This is a genomic window from Granulicella mallensis MP5ACTX8 (assembly GCF_000178955.2).
Classification (GTDB): domain Bacteria; phylum Acidobacteriota; class Terriglobia; order Terriglobales; family Acidobacteriaceae; genus Granulicella; species Granulicella mallensis.
In genome coordinates this window covers 6,182,773-6,201,969 of record NC_016631.1, presented here as the reverse complement: position 1 = coordinate 6,201,969, position 19,197 = coordinate 6,182,773, and the positions used below count along the sequence as shown (strand labels likewise).

12 protein-coding genes are annotated in these 19,197 nt (G+C 58.4%); 8 read left to right on the top strand and 4 right to left on the bottom strand.

The genetic code is table 11. From position 1 onward, the window contains the following. Positions 1 to 144 precede the first annotated feature (144 nt). The gene (locus tag ACIX8_RS24095) at positions 145 to 3,210 is read left to right on the top strand and encodes a DUF2339 domain-containing protein (protein ID WP_014268018.1); all 3,066 of its coding nucleotides are present in this window, start codon (positions 145 to 147) and stop codon (positions 3,208 to 3,210) included. After that, entirely contained in the window at positions 3,207 to 4,088 is an 882-nt protein-coding gene (locus ACIX8_RS24090; protein WP_014268017.1) for a M48 family metalloprotease, read from the top strand. The genes ACIX8_RS24095 and ACIX8_RS24090 overlap by 4 nt, the downstream gene beginning before the upstream one ends. Before the next feature lie 293 nt (positions 4,089 to 4,381). On the opposite strand, the gene ACIX8_RS24085 is transcribed toward ACIX8_RS24090, so the two are convergent. Then, entirely contained in the window at positions 4,382 to 5,305 is a 924-nt protein-coding gene (locus ACIX8_RS24085) for a hypothetical protein (RefSeq protein WP_014268016.1), read from the bottom strand. A 19-nt stretch (positions 5,306 to 5,324) separates the two neighbouring features. Here ACIX8_RS24085 and ACIX8_RS24080 point away from each other — a divergent pair, with 19 nt between their 5' ends. From ACIX8_RS24080 to ACIX8_RS24060, 4 genes are all read left to right on the top strand, one after another. Next, positions 5,325 to 5,636, top strand: a complete 312-nt coding sequence (locus ACIX8_RS24080) for a hypothetical protein (protein ID WP_014268015.1) — start codon at positions 5,325 to 5,327, stop codon at positions 5,634 to 5,636. Between the two features lie 266 nt (positions 5,637 to 5,902). Further along, positions 5,903 to 7,693, top strand: coding sequence for a M20/M25/M40 family metallo-hydrolase (locus ACIX8_RS24070; protein WP_014268014.1), 1,791 nt, complete (start codon positions 5,903 to 5,905; stop codon positions 7,691 to 7,693). A 91-nt stretch (positions 7,694 to 7,784) separates the two neighbouring features. Further along, entirely contained in the window at positions 7,785 to 8,525 is a 741-nt protein-coding gene (locus tag ACIX8_RS24065; protein ID WP_014268013.1) for a DUF2461 domain-containing protein, read from the top strand. A gap of 244 nt (positions 8,526 to 8,769) precedes the next feature. Then, entirely contained in the window at positions 8,770 to 9,066 is a 297-nt protein-coding gene (locus ACIX8_RS24060; protein WP_014268012.1) for an HU family DNA-binding protein, read from the top strand. A gap of 173 nt (positions 9,067 to 9,239) precedes the next feature. On the opposite strand, the gene ACIX8_RS24055 is transcribed toward ACIX8_RS24060, so the two are convergent. Both ACIX8_RS24055 and ACIX8_RS24050 read right to left on the bottom strand, forming a co-directional pair. After that, the gene (locus ACIX8_RS24055) at positions 9,240 to 9,989 is read right to left on the bottom strand and encodes a methyltransferase family protein (protein WP_014268011.1); all 750 of its coding nucleotides are present in this window, start codon (positions 9,987 to 9,989) and stop codon (positions 9,240 to 9,242) included. A gap of 63 nt (positions 9,990 to 10,052) precedes the next feature. Then, complete coding sequence (locus ACIX8_RS24050) at positions 10,053 to 10,535, bottom strand: cupin domain-containing protein (RefSeq protein ID WP_014268010.1); 483 nt, start codon at positions 10,533 to 10,535, stop codon at positions 10,053 to 10,055. A gap of 408 nt (positions 10,536 to 10,943) precedes the next feature. On the opposite strand from ACIX8_RS24050, the gene ACIX8_RS24045 reads away from it, so the two are divergent. Continuing rightward, entirely contained in the window at positions 10,944 to 14,618 is a 3,675-nt protein-coding gene (locus tag ACIX8_RS24045; RefSeq protein ID WP_014268009.1) for a TonB-dependent receptor, read from the top strand. Between the two features lie 70 nt (positions 14,619 to 14,688). On the opposite strand, the gene ACIX8_RS25425 is transcribed toward ACIX8_RS24045, so the two are convergent. Further along, on the bottom strand, positions 14,689 to 15,141 hold the full coding sequence (locus ACIX8_RS25425; protein ID WP_150110727.1) for a 23S rRNA (pseudouridine(1915)-N(3))-methyltransferase RlmH: 453 nt from the start codon (positions 15,139 to 15,141) through the stop codon (positions 14,689 to 14,691). A 225-nt stretch (positions 15,142 to 15,366) separates the two neighbouring features. Here ACIX8_RS25425 and ACIX8_RS24035 point away from each other — a divergent pair, with 225 nt between their 5' ends. Continuing rightward, a complete protein-coding gene (locus ACIX8_RS24035; protein WP_014268007.1) occupies positions 15,367 to 19,155 on the top strand; it encodes a TonB-dependent receptor in 3,789 nt (1,262 codons plus the stop codon). Positions 19,156 to 19,197: the final 42 nt, after the last annotated feature.

Genomic DNA, 19,197 nt, shown 5'->3' with positions numbered 1-19,197 from the left:
AGATTAAACGGAGTTAGGTTGCGGAGCGGACTCGAGGGCCTTATTGAGAAGCCAACCTTTGGCTGATCGCCAAGAAATAATCGCTACTCCGAAAAGTTGGGATAAAGCCAACAGCATTCGTGGAATACTCATCTGCAAACGGCTATGGAAGACTTTGTCATCGTTGTACTCGTGATCGCGGTGCTGTGGCTCTTCGTAAAGCTCCGTGGGCAAACCGCTAACCGTAAGAAGCTCGAACAGCACAGCGACCTGATCGGTCGTCTGCACCAGCGTGTGACTGCGCTGGAGCAGGCTGCCGCAGCACAACAGAGCCCTGTCGCGCAGCAAGCGGCTGCGCCTGTCGTACGCGGAGGACCCTTTCCTGCATCGTCTGTCCAGCCGAAGGAAGACCTCATTCCTTCCACGCCTCTCGTTACAGACAACAAAGCAGTCCCCGAGCCTGTGCTCCTGGCGAAAGAAGATGCTTCCGGCGAGCAGGCTTCGTTTGCACCACAGTCTTCTTCTGCCACTTTTCTAGAAAAGCCTTCCGACGCCCCCTCGATTGCATCCGCCGGCAACGCCTCACCGGATCTGCCATCTCCCCCACATCTCCCCACAACGCTCCCTCCTGCGCCGCCGAAACGGCGCGTCTCCATCGAAGAGCGGCTGGGCCAGAACTGGCTGAACAAGGCGGGCATCGTCATTCTGGTCATCGGTCTCGCGGGCGGACTCGGCCTTCTGCTGCGTACGATCGGGCCTGCGGGCAAGAGTGCCATCGGGATCGTACTCAGCCTCGCCATCCTGGCTGGAGGGGTACTGCTGGAGCGCAAGCAGCAGTACCGCATCTTCGCGCGCGCACTGATCGGCGGTGGCTGGGCGCTGACCTTCTTCGTTACCTTCGCGCTGTATCACGTGGAGGCGATGCAGGTGTTGTACTCGCAAGGCATCGACCTTGTCCTGATGCTGATCGTTACCGCGGCGATGGTGGCGCACTCGCTCAAGTACAAATCACAGGTCGTCACCAGCCTCGCGTTTCTGTTGGCATTCGTTACCGTGGGCATCAGCCACGTCACGATGTTCAGCCTGGTTGCGGGAGCGCTGCTGGCTCTGGGCCTCGTCTACGTCGCGGCGCGTGAGTACTGGTTCGAGCTCGGTCTCGCCGGTCTCGTCGGTGTCTACCTCAATCATTTCCTGTGGCTGCATCGCGTGCTCCCCGATGGCGGCCAGCCCGGCCATCCGTTTCCTGAGTTCATCTCGAGCGCGGCTCTCCTGCTGTTTTACTGGCTCCTCTTCCGGCTGTTCTACGTGCTGCGTGTGCCGAAGACGCGTACCCAGGAGATGGTCTCGTCATTCACGGCGATCCTCAACTCCGCCGGTCTGCTGTCGCTGTTGAAGTACCAGTCGTCGCATCCGGAGTGGGCGTTTCGAGGATTGCTGATCCTCGGTATCGTCGAGTTCGTGTTCGCCTTCCTGGGGCGGCGCAAGTGGCGCGGCTCCTTCATCGTGCTCTCGACCCTGGCTTCTGCTCTTCTGCTCGCTGCAATTCCCTTCCGCTTCAGCGGATCGCACTGGACGCTGCTCTGGCTGCTCGAAGCCGAAGTTCTCTTTATCGCCGGCGTACGCATGAAGGAGGTCGTCTTCCGTCGGCTAGGTGTTCTCGCAGGCTTTGCGACAGCGTGGCAACTGCTGATCTTCGGCGTCTCCTCCGTCTTTCTCTACCGCCAGGCAAATGTCGATTCAACGCATCATCTGCACCTCGCGATTACTCTCTTCTGCGCTGCCGTCTTGTTCTGGCTCAACGCGGAGTTCTGCACGCGGCGTTGGAGCTACATTGCAGAGAATGAGCTGGACCGCGTTGGCCTGAGAGTTACTTCGTGCCTTGCTTTGATTGCCGCAACTGCTGGGCTGTGGGTGTGCTTCCCAGGTACCTGGACGATCGTGGTGTGGCTGCTCGCAGTAATTGTGCTGGCCTGGTTTGCGGACAGACTCTCCTCACGCGATCTCGCCACGCAGGCCGATGCGCTGGCTGTGTGCGCGATCATTCGTGCGGCCATCCTCAACTTCTCTCTCACGGATCACTGGCATGGGCTCTCGCTACGAGCCATCACCGTAACGCTCAGCGGCATTCTGCTCTACCTGGGCATGCGCCGCAAGACACGCGCCTTCGGGGTGGCTCTCGATTACATCGCTCCGGCTTACTCATGGGCTGCGGCAGCGCTACTCGGCACACTGCTCTGGTATGAGCTCGAGCCCATCGCGGTTGCCGTCGCCTGGGGAGTCTTCGGTCTGTTGCTGTTTGAGATTGGCACGATGCTGCGGCGCAGCTACTTCCGTCACCAGGGCTACGCGTTGCTGGCGGCGAGCTTCGTGCGGATCTGGTTCTCCAACCTCAACGTTGGCGATGCGTCACATACGCTCAGTCCGCGTCTTTATACGGTGCTGCCACTGATCGCTGCCTACTTCTGGGTCTATCAGCGATTGCAGGGAGAACAGTCGAGTGCCGAGACGCGAGTTTCGAGTTTCGAGAAGAATGCAGGGATGATCGCCGCGTGGCTCGGCACGATCGCCGCGACTGCCCTGCTCTACTTTGAGGTGTGGCCGGATTGGGTTGGCATCGCCTGGGCACTCTTCGCGTTGGTGCTGCTTGCTCTCGGTTGGTGGTTGCAGCGTACACTCTTCGTCGCTCAGTCTCTTGTGCTACTGCTGGCAGTGGCGATCCGAGCGTCGATGTTCCATCTCTTCTCACCGGAACCCCTGACGACGGCATTCACAAGCTCGCGCGTCTTCTGTGTCAGCGTTATCTGCGCGCTGATGCTGCTTGCTTTGCCGATAGCCTTCCGTGTCCGTGGCCAGCTCGCATCGCAGGCCGCCGACACAAAATCGGGCTGGCGCCGATACACGTTGTTTCGTCCCGAGCAGCCCTTCTTCTTTGTGCCGCTCGCGTTGATTGCGGTGTTGCTTTTCATCCAGCTGCACGCCGGCATGATCACGACCGGCTGGGTTGTACTCGGCCTGATCGCCTTCCTCTTCGCGCTCACGGTGGGCGAACGCAGCTACCGGCTCGCGGGGCTCGGATTGTTGCTGCTGGGCGTGGGCAAGGTCATCCTCTACGATATCTGGCACGCCTCGACGAACGACCGCATCCTCACACTCATCGTCATGGGCCTCGCGCTGCTGCTAGTCTCGTTCCTCTACTCACGTTACCGGGAGACGATCCTCAAATTCCTATGAGACGCTGGCTTCCTCTTTCCCTCATCGTGATCGCGGGCATCTTCGCCATCGTGGCTGTACAGTGGCAGCGCATCGCTGCGCGGCCTTCGGCGCAGGGCATCCTCTCGGCCGCGGCGGATGCGCAGCATGAGGCGACGCGGGTGCCCACACACTTCGATCCAATGTCCGATGCCGACGAGATCGCTCTAGGCGATGAACTCGCGAGCGAGTATGCAGAACGCTGGCCTTCGTCCCCAGCAGATGCGGCGAAAAATCGCGCCATCGAAGCCTACCTTCAGATCGTTGGCGAACGTGCCGCCGCAGGTGTGCGGCGTAAGTTGCCGTGGAAGTTCCACTACATCCCCGACCCTGCCTTCGTGAACGCCTTCGCGCTTCCCGGCGGACATGTCTTCGTCGGCCAGGGAGTGATCGTGCTCATGAAGAGCGAGGACGCACTCGCCGCGGTGCTCGGCCATGAGGTGGAACACATCGACCTGCGGCACTGCGCGGAGCGCATGCAGACAGAGGCGCACCTGCGCGAGCTTGGAACGCTCGGCGCCGTTGTAGGTCTGCCGGTTGAGGTCTTTCTTGCGGGTTATAGCAAAGAGCAGGAGATGGAGGCCGATCGCGATGGCACGACGCTGGCGGTCAAGGCAGGCTACTCTCCGCAGGGGATTCTGCAGCTCCTGGGGGAGTTCGAGAAGCTGGAGCAGCAGGCAAATGCGTCTGACGATAAGCCGGCCACTCCGGTCGATGAGGCCGCGCAGGTCTCATTGCAGACCGTCGCGGGTTACTTCCGCTCGCATCCTCCGGCAGCCCAGCGCGAACAGCAGGTGCGCGAGTTAATGCGCTCGCAGCGCTGGCCCACGCCGCCTTTGCGGAAGCTGCAAACGTTTTAAGTTTTTGCCTTTCTTGTTGTCATTCCGACCCTGAGCGTAGCCGAAGGGGAGCGAACCTGCTGTCTCCCGCTCTTTGCTCGCGTCACCCGGAAAAGCGTAGGGCAACAACCGAAAAACATGGTCTGCGCCGGCAGTGGTTAAAAACGGGAGACAGCAGGTTCGCTCCCCTTCGGCTACGCTCAGGGTCGGAATGACAACAAGAAAAGCAAAGGCAAAGACGAAAGCAAAACGGACTGCACTTTTGTGCAGTCCGTTTTGCTTTTCAGAAGAAGTTTGCTGAAGGCTATGAACTGCTACGCCCTGCGACGATACCTTACCGCAAACTCATATCCCTGGTTCGGTGGAAACAAATCAGCTACAAGCCGTAGCCGCGCCGCCAGCGCAGCCGGAGCCAGCAGCGGGTACTCGCGCTCACGCAGCTCGCTGTAGTCGAAGTCCAGCGCCAACGACAGCAGGTACAGCGCAACGGCATCCGAGAACGCCGAATCGATATACAAGCCGCGCTCTTTCTCGTTGATGGTGGCCGGTGTTGCCGGGGCATTCGAAGAGGCTCCGCTGAACGAACGCGGTTTCGTGACCAGTCCCGGTCCGCGCCGCGAGAGCGAGGCTAAAGGTTCGGGCTCCGCGTTTGCCGGGCGGCCAAAGGCAAGGTTGCGCGACTCCCAGGCATCGAGGCTGGTTTCGCCGCGTACATTGTCGAGGGCCTGCTTCCACACGAGGTCGGCAAACGAAGCGGGCACACCCGCCTGGTCGACGAACGCATGCGCGACGTTGATAAAGAACTCAAAGCTTAGCGCGAAGCGGTCGCCCAGCAGCCGCGTCGAGATGAACACACCGCGATTGCCGCTGCCCAGCTCTACATTGCGATGGCAGATAGCCGCATCGCTGAAGGCGTCGGTATATTCGCCGGCCACCATCGTCGGCTCGTTGGTAGGGGTGCTGGCTTTGGCATCCGTTTCGGTGCTCTCGCCGGTTTCGGGATTCTCGCGCAGCGCCAGTGGCACAAAGTAATAGGTATTGCTCTTGAGGGCGGCGACGATGGCCGCAGGCACCGTCTCCAGCATGCGGTCGAGGTCGGGGGCGTCAACGCCAGTTTCGCCATAGGTGGCAAAGGCCACACCGTTGGCCGATTGGCGAACTTCCGCCTCGCGCGCAACCTGTGCCGCGCGTACCAGTTGCGGCGTACGTACAGCGCCGCTCTGCAGAGTCTCAGCCATTAGCTTATTCTAGCTGAGTATGGCGACTGCAAACGATGTAGAACGCGCAAGGCGCGACGGTGTGTTGCTGGGAATCCCGCTGGGCGATCTCGGCTGGTTCCAATCGCTGCTCATGGGACTGGCGACAGGTTTCGCCGCGTTCTTCGCGACGACCTTCTGCGCGATCCTAGTATTGCTGGTCTATATGTCCGTGACGCACCATCCGGTGGACTTCGCGATCGCCTATCGCCGCGCTGGTTTTCCGGTGGGTGTCGTGGTCATGGCGCTGGCTCTGAGCTATCTGGGCGTACAGTGGGCCCGGCGCATGGCACGGAAGTCACGGCACAGTTAGCGCGCTTTTGCGCCGCCGCGGCCGTTTGATCCTCTGGGCCCCCTTTGTGTTCATGGGATCGCCCACCACAAGGCGGGCTGGATAGCCACGATAAAGCCAACATGCGCGCACCCCAACAAACAAAAACGCGTTCGCCGCGCCCTGCATTTCGGTCGAGATGACAATTTTGGGGTAATTCAGACCAATCACCCCATCAGCGAAACTATCCTCGCCAGCCAGGCGTATTCTCCACATCTACCACTGGCACCACCCTCCAAGGAGTCTTCATGCCCGCCTTCCTCCGCACCTCTTTGCGCTGTAGCACGACCCTGTTTGCCCTTGCTGCGTTGCTCTCCACGGCAGCCCACGCCACCGAGAAGAAAAAGCCCGCCGAGGCCAGGACGGAATCTAAAAACGTTCCGTCCTACTACGGTCCACAGCCTTCTACCGAAAACCTCGATCTCACGATGTACGCGCGTATTCGTGCGGAGGGCCTGCAGCACGGCAAGGTGATGGATTTTGGCGCGGCACTGGCCGACGGCATCGGTCCGCGACTCACCGGCTCGCCGAACATGGCCAAGGCCAACGCCTGGACACGCGATACCTTGAGCAAGATCGGCCTCGAAAACGCGCACCTCGAAGACTGGGGCGAGTTCGGCATGGGTTGGCAGCAGATCAACACCTGGGCGCGCATGGTCTCGCCCGACCCAGAGCCCCTCTGGATGCAGGCCGCTCCCTGGTCGCCTGCTACGAAAGGTCCCGTGACCGGAGAGATCGTCTATGTGCCGCTGGCCGACGCGGAAGAGCTGGACAAGTTGCACGGCACGCTGGCAGGCAAGATCGTGCTGCTTGGAGCCATGCGCCCGACGCCCGATATCACCGAGCCTCTCTTCCATCGCTACACTGACGAAGAGCTCAAGGACATGGAGAACGCCGAGAGCCGTCGTGCGAACGCCGCCCCGGCGGTCAATATTCAGACCCTGATGGCGGAGCGGCAGCGCCTCGCGGCGCTTCGTCAGCGGGCACTCAAGATGATGATCGAAGAAGGTGTTGCAGCCATCATCACGCCCAGCCGCGATGGCGGCAACGGCGGAGGCACAGGCATCATCTTCGACGACAACGGAGCAAACCTTATCCGTGGTGCGCAGACGATGGAGAATGCGGTCAAGATTCCCAACGCCGTCATGATGATCGAGCACTACAACCGCCTCGCACGCATGGCGCAGGCGCACGTGCCTGTTACGGTTGAGGTCAACATTGAGACGAAGTTTACCGGCGACCACGAGCACGGCTTCGACACGGTTGCCGAGATTCCCGGCTCCGACCTCAAGGATCAGGTCGTCATGGTCGGCGGCCATCTCGATAGCTGGATCTCCGGTACGGGCGCGACGGACAACGGTGCAGGCTCCATCGTCGCGATGGAGGCTGTGCGCATCCTGAAGGCGCTGGATCTGCATCCGCGCCGGACGATCAGGATCGCGCTGTGGTCCGGAGAAGAAGAGGGTCTCTTCGGCTCGCAGGGCTATGTGAAACAGCACTTCGGCACCTTCGCCGCTCCCGCTACGCCTGACCCCGTCGGCACGCCCAGCTACATGAGCCGCAATCGCGGCCCTCTGCAGACGACCAAAGAGTGGGAGACGCTGGACGCCTACTACAACCTCGACAACGGCACCGGCAAGGTACGTGGCGTCTATACGCAGGAGAACTTTGCGATTGCGCCGATCTTCGCGCAGTGGATTGCCCCGCTGCACGATCTTGGCGTAACGACCATCAGCAATCGCAATACGGGAGGTACGGATCACCTGTCGTTCGACGCCGTAGGCCTGCCGGGCTTCCAGTTTATTCAGGACCCGTTGGACTACGAGACGCGCACTCACCACTCGGACATGGATACCTATGACCGCCTGCACCAGGCCGATCTCGAACAGGCTGCCATCGTAGAGGCGATCTTTCTCTGGAACACCAGCCAGCGCGACGAGATGATGCCGCGCAAGCCGTTCCCGCATCCGGAGCTGGAAAAGCAGTTGTCCGCGCCGATTCCGGGGCTGTATCCGAATGCCGTTGAACCGGCGAAATAGGCCGCTTGAGCGACGATGCGACCACAGCGGAGACTTCGGTCTCCGCTGTTTTTCTTGAGTGGAGTTGAAGTCCGATAGCATCAGAGTCGTTATGTCTACGTACTTCACCCCCGAGACCCTCAAATTTCTTCGCGGCCTCGCACGTTATAACGATCGCGAGTGGTTCGAAGCGCGGCGCGACGTCTACGATCGCGCGCTCAAACAGCCGATGCTCGCGTTCATCGACGAGATCAATAAGGCCATGGACGACTTCGCGCCCGAGCACGTGCGTCCGGCCAATAAGACGATGATGCGCATCTATCGCGACACGCGCTTCAGCTCCGACAAGCGTCCGTACAAACGCCAGGTCGCCGCCTGGTGGGCGCGGCGCGGCATGGAGAAGACCTCCGGCGGCGGCTTTTATCTGCACGTCAGCCCCAAGGAGGTGCATATCTCCGCCGGCGTCTACATGCCCGAGCGCGAGCAGTTGCTGGCTATCCGCCGCTGGCTGGCGGAGCACCATGAGGAGTATCGCGCTCTGCAGGCTGCGATCCTCAAGCCGCGCGCCCGCAGCGCGGGAAGCAAGATCCAACCGCCGATGTCGGGGATCGATTCATCGTCCCTGACGCGTATGCCCAAGGGCTTTCCCGCGGACCATCCCGCGGACGAACTGCTGCGCGCGAAGAACTGGGGTGTGCAGGTTTCGTTGCCTTCCGAGATCGCGCTCGAGCCTGCACTCCTGAAGGAAGCGGTGCAGAGATTTCGTCTCGCGGCACCCCTGGTACATGCCCTGAATGGAGCGATTCTTGAGGCGTCGGAGGCGGTTCGCAAACCCTCCAGACCCCTCTTTTGATGGACGATTTTGCCTGTTTTGTACCTGTTTAGGGACAAAAACCGTGAAATATCGGAAAAACCCATAAAAAACTTGTGGAAACACGATATTTCCCGTTGACAAAGAGTTCAGGAAGGTTGAAGGTGATGTTCGGCGCGGTTTTCTCCGCACCCGCATGAACACTGGCGATTAGTGTCCGTATTCAAGCTGCGGGGAATGGGCGAAAGCCCATGCTCAATCATTCGGAAACGAAGGAGTACACAACATGGCAAAGGGAATTACAAAGACACAGCTTGTCCGCCTGCTGGCAGAGAAGCTCGAGCTCACGAACAAGCAGACCGCAGCCTTCCTCGAACTGCTGGCAGAAACTGCCGTCAAGGAGACGAAGAAGAACGGTGAGTTCACCATCCCCGGTATCGGCAAGCTGGTGAAGGCTGAGCGCAAGGCCCGCGTGGGTCGTAACCCCCAGACCGGCGAGGCCATCAAGATCAAGGCTAAGACCGTTGTTAAGTTCCGCGTGGCCAAGGTCGCGAAGGACACCATCGCTCCGCCCAAGAAGTAGTTTCTTTCTTTAGCCAAAGGCGCCCCATCCGCGCGACGGTTTCATCGTCGCAGAATGGGGCGCTTTTGCTTTGTACTTTGCCGCCGTTTTTGTCTTTGCTTTTGTGGTTGTCATTCCGAGCGCAGTGAGGAACCTGCTGTCTGCTCGTAGGGGCACGACTGCCTTCGAGAGCGCTACGCTGCCACGGTCTCCGCCTTCGCTGCCGGCATAAACGCACGCGCCACCAGCCACACACCCAGCGAGATCAGAATGCCCTGGCGCAGCCACTGTGCATTGAAGTTCCATCCCAGGACGGCCAACACGGCAAACACAGCGATGAAGTACAGCTCGCCCAGTACAGCCTGCCCCCAGCGGGGTGAGGCTCCCGCAGCCTCTGCACGGGGAGTGGGATACGGCAAAAACCTTGGCACCGCTGCGGCGTAGTTGAGATAGGGCTGGCCGAACTGCGCCGCGAGAAACGGCTCCTCAGCAAGTGCCAGGCGAATCTGAAAGACCCAGATCAGTATGATCGCAAAGATCGCACCGCTTGGAGGCATCAGGATCGCAATGCCGATGGTGTGAAGCAGCGTGCCCAGGTAGAGCGGATTGCGCGTCCGGCGATAGGGCCCATCGGTCAGCATGGCTGTGCCGTGCATCGCGCGTGAGGCCACAACTCCCACACCCACGTACGCCGCTCCCCAGGTGCGCAGCCACGCTCCGAGGCCGGTAAAGAGCAGCGCGACCACCAGCAGGACAATCGTCGCGACCTGGAAGCTCATCCAGCCATGGAGCGATAGCCAGAACGACGCGACCAGCCAGGTCGTCTTGCGCGTCAGGTCGAGCCCCGGGATCCACTCGACCCACGGCGCCCAGAAGGCCAGCGTGAAGATCAAGGCGTGAATCAGAAAACGGAAGCGGTACTCAAAGCGACTGGCCTTGAACATGGATCTCCTTGAAGCGCGATAAACCTGAAGCGCGATGAACCTCCAGTTTATCCGGCCCCGCCGCTATTTCGTGCAGGGCTGCTGGCCACCGATCTCCACGACGTAGTAAACGGTCTGCGTATTGCCATTATTGTGGATGCCATGGAGCTGGTTGGGGGCGCAGTAGATCGTGCCTCCGGCGGTGATGGTTACGGGCGGAGCGTCGGAGGTGAACTCGAGCGAGCCCTCGCGGATGAGCATCAGTTCGGCGTGCGGATGGCGATGCGGCGGATGAGGGGCCTTGCCGGGATCGAGCTTGGTCTCGTGGACCTCGATGTGCGTGATGCCGGGGATCTGGCCGTGAAGGATTCCATGGCTCGTAATTCCCGGATGAGTGGAGGTGCCAGGGATCGTGGGAATTGCCTCGCAGGTGGTGAGCATTGTGCAGTCGGCGGCGGCCGCTGGTTCGCCTGCGGTTTGCGGGGTCTGGGCATGGGCGCTCAATGTGGGGAGAAGCGCCAGTAGGGGAAGACTCTGACAGAGATCGCGGCGGGAGAGTGTGCTCATGCGGATGATGTTAACGCAGGTTGAGCAGGGTTGGCTTTCGCTCTTTCTTCTGTCATTCCGAGTGCGAAGACCCTCTTGTTCCAGCCCGCGTCCGGCTGGATGAGGCTGCGCGGTGGATGTTTTGAGGGCGGAATGATCATGACTCTAGAGGTTGGAACACTGAAGAGCTGAGCCGTGAATACAAAATTACATAGTTTTGATAAGTAACACTCGTTATAAAGTGTAGTATCCCGCAGTCCGATAACTTTGCAGATCGGAATATCCTCAGTATTCCCCGGTTTTTATGTTTGGTATAAGACGTGCAAGGCTAATCGCAAGTTTCATAAACAGACACTTTGTACGTGGTGTTCGCGATGCCTGCGAATGTCTCCATAGGGGCTGCTTTCTTTGCTGAGGATAAACGGACTTATGAAGAAAATTTTTGCGCTTTTAGTTGTGCTCATGGCGTCACTGACGATTGCTTACGGCCAGGTGACCTCAACCAATGGTGGATCGATTGAGGGGACCATTACGGACCCTAGTGGCGCGGCCATACCGGGTGCGCAGATCAGCGTTCGCAACGTCGATACAGGTTCGGTAAAAGAAGCCAAGACGGACGGCTCCGGCTACTATGCGGTTGGCCCATTGCTTCCAGGCTCCTATAAGGTCACGGTGAGCATGTCCGGATTCGAAACGCTTGCGATCAATACGTCGATCCGCATCGGTACAGCCACCACCGGGACCTACAAGCTCACGGTAGGCAAATCGACTGAAACCGTTGAAGTTAGCGCGGGCGGTGTCCAGGTTAACACCGATCAACCGGGTGTCAGCGATGTGTTGACCTCTCAGCAGATTAGCTCGCTTCCCATCAATGGCCGTAACTTCCTCGATGTGGCCCAGATCGAACCCGGCGTCATTCTGCAGTCTGGCGGTTCCTTCGATCCTACGAAGGCTGGCTACTCGGCCTTGTCCATCGGTGGTATTGCGGGACGCACCACTCGTATCCTTCTCGATGGTCAGGACATCACCGACGAAACCGTCGGTACCACCATCTTCAACGTGTCGCAGGGCTCCATCGGCGAATTTCAGTTAAACCGTTCAACGCAGGACGTCTCCGGCGAGGTCACCTCGACTGGACAGGTTCTGGTTGCTACCAAATCCGGTACCAACGGCTTCCACGGTGAACTGTTCTACAACTTCCAGGATTCCCGTGCGGGCTTTGCCACGGAGTTTGGCACCCAGACCCCCTTCCAGCGGAACCAGTTTGGCGGCTCTCTTGGCGGCCCGATCTTCAAAGACAAACTCTTCTTCTTCGGCAACGCCGAGCGCATCAAGCAGGACGCCTCGCAGGCAGCAGGTGTTTCGTCGATCTTCCCCCAATACCAAAACCTGAATATTCCTTTCTCCTATCGGGAAACCTATTCAACGATTCGTCTGGACTACAACGGTCCTTTCGGCGGTCACTACTTCGCCCGCGTGAACTATAACGTCAACTCGGTTGCCGGCAACTTTGGTGAGCAGTTCGAGACCTATGCGAATCGCGACAATACGCCGGGCATCGCGGGTGGCGCAGACTTCCAACTCGGTCACTTTACGCACTCCTTCCGTGGAAGCTACGAAAAATTCCATAATCTCATCAGCGACACCTCAACCTCATCTCCGCTGGACCTGATCCCCGGCATCGCCTTGCAGAATGTTGCCGGCACATCGCCTCTGCTGGCCACCGGGCCGAACGTCGATGCCCCGCAGGGCACGTTCCAGACGGACGCCCAGGCTCGTTATGACGGTTCCTGGACCAAGGGTGCGCATACCATCCGTTTCGGTTACAGCATCAATCACATCCTCGGCGGCGGTTTTGCTAACTTCTTCGGCCTTGGTCCCCGGCTTCGCGAAAACTCTGCCACCTTGTTTACCGGACCGGTCGATGGGGATCCGACAGCGCCTGGTTGCGGCAATGTCGTAGGCGCGGCTGCCTGTCCCTCCGATCCTCTCAACGGCTACCATGCCAGCACGATTGCCATCGGCAACAATCTCGGCTTCTTCACGGAAAATCCCGGATTCGGCCTGATTGGCGGCGGTACTCACGACTGGCGCGAAGGTGCTTATGTGGCGGACGGCTGGAAGGTAACCCCCAACTTTACCCTCAGCGCCGGTCTGCGCTGGTCTGTCGATACAGACCGCGCGAACCAGGACGTGGCGCCGATCCCGTGCTCGGCCCTCGACCCCGCCGTCTACAACCCAGCTGGCGGTCCGAACCAGGCTCCCTGCTCTGGAAGCACTTCGCTCCTCGGCCAGTTTGGTCCCCAGTTCGCCCCCAGCGTCCATCAGCCGTACGCCAACTTCGGCCCGCAGATCGGTTTTGCCTATGCCCCTGGCAATCACAAAACTGTTATCCGCGCCGGCTTTGGCATCTTCTATGATGGCGACGTCTTCAATAACACCACCAATGCCCGCACCTCTCTGCTGGCCAAAGGCCCGTTCTTCGCGCAGGCTGATGGACAGTCGTTCTGCTCCGGCCAATATGCGAACGCTGACGGCAGTATTACGTCCGGTGCAACGGTCAACGGAACAACGTTGAACATCTCCCAGATCTGCGCCCTTCCTGTTGGCCAGGCAGCCCCGTACGTCCTTGCGCTTTCACAAAGTTTCCAGAGCATCGCAGCGAAAAATCCTCAGGGCACCAATAGCGGCTTCATCGGAGAAACCTTGAGCGCCAGCGGAATCTATGGCGCTCCCTACCGTACGCCTTACTCGGAACAGTGGAATCTCGGCGCGCAGCATGAGCTTTTCAAGGGCGCTGTCCTCTCCGTGGATTACATCCACAACAGCACTCTGAAGGTCGGGCAGCTCTTGGACGTCAACCACCTTGGCGCCGCTCGCTACTTCAACCCCACTGCGGCGCAGAATGCAATTGCGGCCACACTTGCGCCGGATCCGGCGAACAATTACGCCGGTTATCCCATGTGTCCGCAGGGATACACTTCGGCAGCTATTAACTGCGCCATTGCTAACGGAGCGACAATCGACGACTTTGCCGGCAAGGGATTGGACGGGGCCAAGGAGTTCCTTGGAGCCAACTCGCCAGCGAGCAATGGCAAGACGGTTGCAACCGGCGCGGCATTCCCTGGCCAGAACCCGCTTCTGGGTAGCGGCTCTTTTATCCTCCCGGTTGGCCGGTCTGGCTACGATGCGCTTCAGGTCGTCTTCCGCCAACAGTCGTCACATCCTATACGGGGCATCGAGCGCTCCAATCTTCAGGTCTCCTACAATCTGTCCCGCATCCTTTCGACCTCGAACAACACCACGGGAGACCAGTTCTTCAACAACCTCTCCTTCGACAATGACCATCCGACCGCTTACATGGGCCGTTCCGAACTCGACCGTAAACACCAGGTCTCATTCGGAGGCTCCTTCCTGCTGAAGTACGGTCCGGAGGTTGGGATCATCGGTCATTTCTACTCGGCGCTTCCGCAGACGCTGACGCTGGACAATACCGCTTCTGCTGTCGGCAACATCTATCGTTCCGATTTGACCGGCGATGGAACGACGGGTGACCTTGCTCCGGGGACAATGCCTGGCGACTACATGCACCGCATCAAGCCCAGCAATCTATCTCACTACATCAACAACTTCAACTCGACCGTGGCAGGCTCGCTCACACCGGCAGGCAAGGTGCTGGTCGGTAGCGGTCTTCTCACCCAGGCCCAACTCATCGCCCTCGGTGGTACGGTGCAGCCACTGGTCAATTCCATCCAGAATGGTGTGGCTCCTGGCAATGCCGATTACCGGCAGGTCGATCTCACGTTCGCCTACCCGATTCGTTTAGGTCACTACGTGCATACACTCGGCGATGCCGTAACGCTCGAACCGAAGGTCGCTTTCTACAATATTGCTAACTTCTCTAACTTTGGAGATACCTCCGGCAATCCCAGCGCCGCAACCTTCCAGGGCAATCTTGGTTCGCCAGGGCCTGGCAGCGTAAACGGACCAACCTTCAACAATGGGCAGGATGTTCAGAACGCCTATCGCGTATCTCGCCAATCGGGAACCTTCGATCAAGGTGCGCCGCGCACGATAGAGTTTCAACTCCAGTTGAGCTTCTAACTCGTTGATTTTGCAGTAGCGAAAGGCGGAGAGCTTAGGCTCTCCGCCCTTTTTATTTATGGTGAGTGTTTTAGTGCCCGTGATGATACGGATGCCCGGCACGAATGGTCAGGGCGCGATAGATCTGTTCGGAGGCTACGACAGCGGCCAGCTCATGTGGCAGAGTAATTCGCCCGAAAGCCACTGTAAGGCTGGCGCGACGGAGGGCTTCGGGCGACCAGCCGTCGGCCGGGCCAATGGCCATGACCACCTGTTGGACACCGCTATCCTGAACACCCCCAAGTGTGGAGGCAAACTCCTCAGAGGACATCTGTTTTCCCCGGCTGTCGGTCAGGATGAGGTAGGGCGTCGTGCGTCGGGCAGGACGATCGAGGTGGGCGAACAGTGCAGCCTCAGAGGAAAACTCGCGCTGCTCACAGGGAACATATCGGCTGGAGCGCTGGATATAGCGCTGGAGCAGTTGGGCGTCAGGTTCTGAGGCGGCCGAGCGCCGTGGCCGGATGGTTGCGAGGAGGATTTCCATCGTTGATCTACAGAATTGCATAGGCGCCTGCAAATCAAGGACGGAAAACAATATTTTTTTACACAAAACCAAAAGCTGGAAGGCGCAAATATCAATATTTGGCGAATGGCATGATTTGGCATGAAAAATGCAAAGGCTCATCGTAGATTCGCATGCACCGCTGGGCATTCGGCCCGCGTTTGTATGCCACCCGCCCCCCCGGTATTTGAGGAGCAATCGAAGTACATGAAGAAGATTTTCGCGTTTATCGTTTTTCTGACAGTCTCATTCTCCGCATCATCCCTTCTGAAAGCACAAGATGTATCCGCCATGGTGGGTTCCGTGACTGACGCAACGGGGGCTGCTGTACCGGGTACTGTTGTGACCCTAACCAACAAGACCAAGGGATTGAAGTACACCCAAACCACGAGCGATAACGGTTCTTACCGCTTCTCGAACGTTCCTCCGGGGCCTGGGTATGAGGCTAACTTCGTACACGCCGGCTTTGCCGCGCTGGCTGTTAGAGATATCTATCTGGCGGTAGCGACGACCCGCACCCAGGATGCGCAGTTGCTTGCCGGCTCGAATCAGCAGGTTGAGGTAACGGCTTCGAACTCGGAAGTCACAATCAACACGACGGATGCCTCCATCGGCAACAACTTCGACGTAAAACTTCTCAACGATCTTCCTGTACAGCAAAGAGGAGATCCTACGGCGCTCTTTACGCTGCAGCCGGGTGTAACGGATACAGGTTCCACGACGGGTGCGCGTGTCGACCAGAACAACGTCACGCTGGACGGCCTGGATGTTAACGACTTTTCGAATGGCGGCGCTATCCAAAGCAACACCGGCGCTGGAATCACTTCGGGCTTTAGCAGCAGTACCATCGTAGGCCATGCGCCTATCGACTCGGTTCAGGAGTTCCGCGGCACGGTCGGCGGTATCCCGGCAACTGGCGGCCCCTCCAGCGGCGGACAGTTCCAGCTCGTTACGAAGAGCGGTACCAATCAGTTTCACGGCAACATCAACGAGTATCATCGTGATCCGTCGCTTGTGGCCAATAGCTGGTTCAGCAACAATGCAACGCCCGCTATTCCCCGCAACCACCTGATCCAGAATCAGTTCGGCGGCAATATTGGCGGACCGATTATCAAGGACAAGCTGTTCTTCTTCTTCGACTACAACAACTCCCGCATTATTAGAACCTCGCTTGTTCAGAGGACCGTTCCTCTCGATTCGCTCCGCGCTGGCAATATTAACTACAACAGGGCCGATGGATCGGTTGGAACATTGAACGAAGCCCAGATCTTGGGTCTCGATCCTCAGGGTAACGGTGTAAACGGCAACTGGCAGACTCTTACGAATGCGCGCTTCCCCCATTCCAACAACCAGTCCAGTGGAGACGGCCTCAACTCGGGAGGCTTCTCCTTCAACGCCCCCGACAACGACTTCAACACGAACTATGTGGGCAGGGTTGATTACAACCTGAACTCCAAGATGAAGCTGTTCGCGCGCTTTACGATCACCCGCGAGAACGCTGTCAACGCCCCGAATGAATTTCCGGGCGATCCTATTACCGATCCTCTCGTCGACCGTTCGTATGCTTTTGTCATCGGCCATACCTGGGTGATTGGTTCCAACAAGACGAACCAGTTCGTCATCGGTGAAACGGTTCAGAAGATTGATCTCGGCAATAACTTCAATCCGGATGGCCCTAATTTCTTTACCTTCGGAGATGGTACCCAGGCCGCTCTTGCCTCTTCCCTCTATCTGAATCCGGCCACCCAGAGCCGCCGTGTCCCTGTTGAGATGATCGGCGACGATTTTACCTGGACAAAGGGTGGTCACACCTTCCAGTTCGGCGGGACCTTCAAGGACATCAAGCCCAAAAACAATAGCTCCATCGACTACAACACGGTTGAGATCGGTCTGGGCGGCCAGACCCTGAACCTCAATGCTCAACTGCGTCCTACGGACATCAACACGGCGAGTGCTTCTACTGCTCCTTACGATCAGGCCCTTGCCTACATTCTGGGCCGCGTCGGAAGCATCCAGAGTGACTTCAACTACGACAAGAACGGTAATGTGCTGCCGCAACTCACAGGCGATCAGCGTATCTACCAGAACTACCAGACCCAGTTGTATTTTGCTGACACCTGGAAAGCTAATTCCCAATTGACTCTTTCGTACGGTGTGAACTATCAGCTGTTCTCGGTGCCCTATGAAACCCGTGGCCTTGAGAGTCTGGAGCCTCTGACCTTTGACCAGTACTTCAATGCTCGTCTGGCGCAGAGCGCTGCGGGACAAACTGGGCCGAATGCCGTGCCCCTGATCACCTATATCCTGGGTGGAAAGGCCAATAACGGCCCACCGATTTACCAGCCTCAGTACAAGAACTTCGCACCTCGCTTTGCCTTTGCCTACAACCCTGATTTCGACAAGAAGACCGTATTCAACGGTGGTATCGGCGTGGTCTATGACCGCACGATCATCAACGCGGTTCAGAGTTATCAGGACACAGACTCGTATCTCTTCCAACAGACGAAGTCCACTCCCTCGGGCACTCCCGGCGATCCGGTTGCTTCCCTCCGGAACGATCCACGCATCGGTGCAGGTGGAAACATCGGCCAGATTCCCGCAGCCCCTGCCTCACCGAAGGCTCCTTACCAGCCATTTGTGGCGAACGGAATACCTTTCGGTCTCCAGAATGGAACGGCCTTCAACGCAACCATCGACCCTTCTTTGAAGACGCCGTATTCCATCGCCTATAACTTTGGCATGCAGCACGAGTTTGAGGGAGGCTTTGTCTTCAAGCTCAGCTACGCGGGCCGCCTGGGCCGTCGCCTTTTGGCGCAGGCCGATGCAAACCAGATTATCGATTTCAAAGATCCTTCCTCTGGCGAGCTTCTTTCCAATGCCTTTGCGGCAATTACGACTCAACTCAGAGCCGGTGCGAACCCAGCCAGTCTTGCTGCACAGCCCTGGTTTGAGCACCTCGTGACACCTGGGCTTGGAGTTGCAAACCCGGTCAAGGATAGCAACGGTAATATCACTCAAGCCTTCGCCAACAACACGCAATATCTTGCTTATACCTTTAGTGGTCTGGCTCAGAACGGCGACTTCGGAGACTTTGTCCAGGCGCTCTCTAACTTCACCGCACTCAATGTAGGTTCTGCCGCCCAGTTCTCTGAAAACACGTTCTTTACCAATAAAGGATTCTCCACCTACAACGGCATGTTGGTGTCGTTGCAGAAGAACCTTTCACACGGTCTGCAGTTCGATGTGAACTACACCTTCTCGCACTCCATTGATAACGTCTCAGCTTTCGCTAACTCGCAAGGTGATACAGGTATCGGTGGCACGGGTCTGATCTGTGACGTTGTACGTCCTCGCGAGTGCCGTGCCAACTCCGACTTTGATGTGACCCACTACATCACGGCGGACGAAACGTACCAACTGCCCATCGGACGTCATCGCCAGTTCTTCGCCACGATTCCTCTGTGGGCGGAAGAAGCGATCGGCGGCTGGGATATCAGCGGCATCACGACATGGCACACCGGACAGGCATGGGGAACGAACTCCGATGCCTTCGATGCAAGCTACTCGAACGATGCGCCTGGTATCCTTGTCGGACCCAAGTCTGCAGTGGCAACCCATCTGACTAAGGCAGCTGGTGGCGGAGTCAATATCTTCGCAAGCCAATCTGCAGCGCAGTCCGCCTACGTTGGACCGATCGGCTTCCAGATCGGTGCTCGTAACGGCTTGCGTGGGCCACGCTTCGGCAACCAGGATCTGGGCTTGGCTAAGACGTTCCCCGTCTACAAAGACAGCGTCAACCTGAAGTTCCGTGCCGATGCCTTCAACGTATTCAACCACCCGAACTTCGGCTTGCCGTCTGAGAATACCTTCAACGGTCTTGATCAGCAGGACACGGTCAGCAACACTTTCGGTCAGATCAGCAATACAGTTGAACCGGCTGGAAACTTGAACAACGGAGCCCGCGTGTTGCAACTAGCACTGCGTCTGGAGTTCTAACCACAACTACTCAATAAGGAAAGGCGGAGAGCTTCGGCTCTC

Coding starts and splice junctions, on each gene's coding strand:
- ACIX8_RS24095 (WP_014268018.1), top strand. CDS start 145: ATGGAAGACTTTGTCATCGTTGTACTCGTGATCGCGGTGCTGTGGCTC.
- ACIX8_RS24090 (WP_014268017.1), top strand. CDS start 3,207: ATGAGACGCTGGCTTCCTCTTTCCCTCATCGTGATCGCGGGCATCTTC.
- ACIX8_RS24085 (WP_014268016.1), bottom strand. CDS start 5,305: ATGGCTGAGACTCTGCAGAGCGGCGCTGTACGTACGCCGCAACTGGTA.
- ACIX8_RS24080 (WP_014268015.1), top strand. CDS start 5,325: ATGGCGACTGCAAACGATGTAGAACGCGCAAGGCGCGACGGTGTGTTG.
- ACIX8_RS24070 (WP_014268014.1), top strand. CDS start 5,903: ATGCCCGCCTTCCTCCGCACCTCTTTGCGCTGTAGCACGACCCTGTTT.
- ACIX8_RS24065 (WP_014268013.1), top strand. CDS start 7,785: ATGTCTACGTACTTCACCCCCGAGACCCTCAAATTTCTTCGCGGCCTC.
- ACIX8_RS24060 (WP_014268012.1), top strand. CDS start 8,770: ATGGCAAAGGGAATTACAAAGACACAGCTTGTCCGCCTGCTGGCAGAG.
- ACIX8_RS24055 (WP_014268011.1), bottom strand. CDS start 9,989: ATGTTCAAGGCCAGTCGCTTTGAGTACCGCTTCCGTTTTCTGATTCAC.
- ACIX8_RS24050 (WP_014268010.1), bottom strand. CDS start 10,535: ATGAGCACACTCTCCCGCCGCGATCTCTGTCAGAGTCTTCCCCTACTG.
- ACIX8_RS24045 (WP_014268009.1), top strand. CDS start 10,944: ATGAAGAAAATTTTTGCGCTTTTAGTTGTGCTCATGGCGTCACTGACG.
- ACIX8_RS25425 (WP_150110727.1), bottom strand. CDS start 15,141: ATGGAAATCCTCCTCGCAACCATCCGGCCACGGCGCTCGGCCGCCTCA.
- ACIX8_RS24035 (WP_014268007.1), top strand. CDS start 15,367: ATGAAGAAGATTTTCGCGTTTATCGTTTTTCTGACAGTCTCATTCTCC.